Source organism: Actinomadura napierensis, assembly GCF_039529375.1.
In the GTDB taxonomy this organism is placed as follows: Bacteria; Actinomycetota; Actinomycetes; order Streptosporangiales; family Streptosporangiaceae; genus Spirillospora; species Spirillospora napierensis.
Genome location: NZ_BAAAMR010000249.1, coordinates 1 through 2,368, shown reverse-complemented (window position 1 = coordinate 2,368; position 2,368 = coordinate 1). Strand labels below are relative to the sequence as shown.

The following is a 2,368-nucleotide window of genomic DNA, read 5'->3' as shown; positions in this document are numbered from 1 at the left end:
GCCGCCCCGCGGTGTCCTGCCCGGTCGCGCCGGTGGCCCTGCCCGCCGCCGCCCTCGCCCTCCGGTTCGCCCCGCCGGGGCGGGCGCGGGCCGTCCCGCTCGACTGGCGCGGCGCCGCGCTGCTCACCCTCGCCGCCGCGCTCGGCGTCGGCGCGCCGTCCGCCGCCGCGAGCCTCGGCGCCGCCTCGCCCGTCGTGTGGTGCGGCGCCCTCGCCGGGCTGCTCGCCGCCGTCGGGTACGTCGTGTCCTCGCGCGGACGTCCCGACGCGTTCCTGCCGCCGCGCCTGCTGCTCGAGACCCGCTACCTGCGGTCGTGCCTCAGCGTCCTCGCGCAGATGTTCTGCCTCGGCGCGACGCTGCTCGCCGTCCCCGTCTACCTGACCACGCAGCGGCACACCGCCACCCTCGTCGCCGGCGCCTACCTGCTGAGCCTGCCGCTGGCGATGTCGCTGCTCGGGCCCGTCACCGGCGTGCTGATGGAGCGGCTCGGCGCCCGGACGGTCCTGCGCGGCGGCCTCGCCGTGCTCATCGCGGGCCAGGCGCTGGTCGCCGCCGCGCTCGCCTGGCCGGGGCCGATCCCGCTGCTGCTCGCCGCGCTGGCGCTGACCGGGGCCGGCGTCGCGTTCGTCCAGACGCCCGCCGCGACCGGCGCCACCCGCTCGGGCGCCGGACGGACCGGCGCCGGCCTCGGCCTGTTCAACCTGCTGCGCTTCGGCGGCTCGGCGGTCGGCGCCGCGTGGGTCGGCGCCGTCCTCGACCAGGCCCCCGCGTTCGGCCTGATCTTCACCGTCTCCGCCGCCACCGCCGTCCTCGGCCTCCTGGCCTCCCACCTCGGCCCCGACCCCCTCCGTTGAGTTGCGGCGAGTCGTCGTTATGGCGGCCTCCATAACGACGACTCGCCGCAAGTGAACGCCTCAAGGTCAGCGGGGGGCGGCGGCGGGTGGGGCCATTTCCTCGGCGAGGCTGCCGGTGACCGTCGTCAGCGTGTCGATGTGCAGCGCCAGCCAGAACATGAACTGCGCGTCCGCCGACCGGATGTCCATCCGCAGCGCCCGCGACGCCCGGTCCAGCTTGTAGAGCATCGTGTTGCGGTGCATGCCCAGCTCGCGGGCCGCCGCGTTCAGGTTCCCCGACGTCCTGATGTACGCCAGGACGATCTGCTCCAGGTCGCCGCCGTTCGCACGGCGCAGCGGGGCGAGGGTCTCGTGCGCGAACGACTTGGCCTCCGTGCTGCCCGCCACGTCCTTCAGCGCGGCGAACACCCGCAGGTCGTCGTAGCCGCAGACGGGCGCCGCCGAGGTGTGCCAGGCCAGGCCCATCGCCAGCCGCGCCTCGTGGTAGCCGGCCGCGACGCCCGCCGCGCCGGCGCCCGGACGGCCGTGCGTCACCCGCAGGTCGTCGCCGAGCCGCGGGCGCAGCGACCGGTGCAGCCGCTCGGCGAACCGGGCCGCCTCGGCGCGCTGCTTCAGCGGGTCGTGGTCGGCCGTCACCTGCCGGATCACCACGATCGTGGAGCCGATCGCGGCCGTCAGCGTGCAGCCGGCGGGGTCCAGGGTCTGCGCGGTGCGCGTCGCGGTGACCGTCCGGCGCAGGTAGTCGCGGCCGACCGGCAGCAGCGCCGCCGCCGACACCACGTGGACCGCGTAGTGGCCGTCCACGTCGAAGCCGTGGTGGCGGGCCCGCGCGCCCAGCTCGTGCGGGTCGGCGAACCGGCCGTGCACCAGGGCCTCGACGAAGTCGCCGCGGGCCCGCTCCTCGGCGGCCCGCACCGACCGCTGCCGCAGCATCTCCGACCCGATCAGCGTGGCGCCGTGCTCGGCGACGACGCGGTGCTGCGCCAGGTCGTGCGGGTCCGGCGGGCACGCCGGCTCCACCATCACCAGCCGCCCGAACGGCTCGCCGCCGACGACCACCGGCGTGATCAGCGCGTTCACGGCCACGCCCGGCGCGACGGACAGCTCGGCCCCGGCCGCGTGCGCGTGCCCGTCCAGGACGGCGTCCGGCCCGTGCGGGACGGGCGCGGGGAGGGCGGCCTGCACGGCGTCCGGGTCGGGCGCGGGGCCGTCCGGTGTCTCCGCCCACGCCAGCCGCTCCCCGTCGGCGTCGCAGATCAGCACCGAGCAGCGCGACAGCCCGACGATCGCGTGCGCCATCGCCGGGATGCCCGGCCCGTGCGCGAGCACCTCGGCGAGCGTGCGGTGCACCCGCGTCCCGTACTCCAGGATGTGCGCGGCCTGCGCGAGGGCCTTCTGCCCGACGAGCCGGCTCACCGTCCGGTAGTCGGCCTCCGCGGGCAGCTCCAGCAGCGGGACGCCCTCCGCGCCGGCGGCGCCGGCCGCGGCGGCGAGGTCGGCGCCGGCGCCCGGCT

The 2,368-nt window shown here is 77.6% G+C and carries 2 protein-coding genes; one reads left to right on the top strand and one right to left on the bottom strand.

Features of this window, described 5'->3' with window-relative positions:
* The coding region (locus tag ABD296_RS49210; protein ID WP_344285388.1) for an MFS transporter at nucleotides 1–854 on the top strand (854 nt) is incomplete at its 5' end.
* 66 nt (nucleotides 855–920) lie between these two features.
* Here the strand turns inward: ABD296_RS49210 and ABD296_RS49205 are convergent.
* A partial coding sequence (locus tag ABD296_RS49205) for a PucR family transcriptional regulator (RefSeq protein ID WP_344285386.1) occupies nucleotides 921–2,368 on the bottom strand: 1,448 nt, incomplete at its 5' end.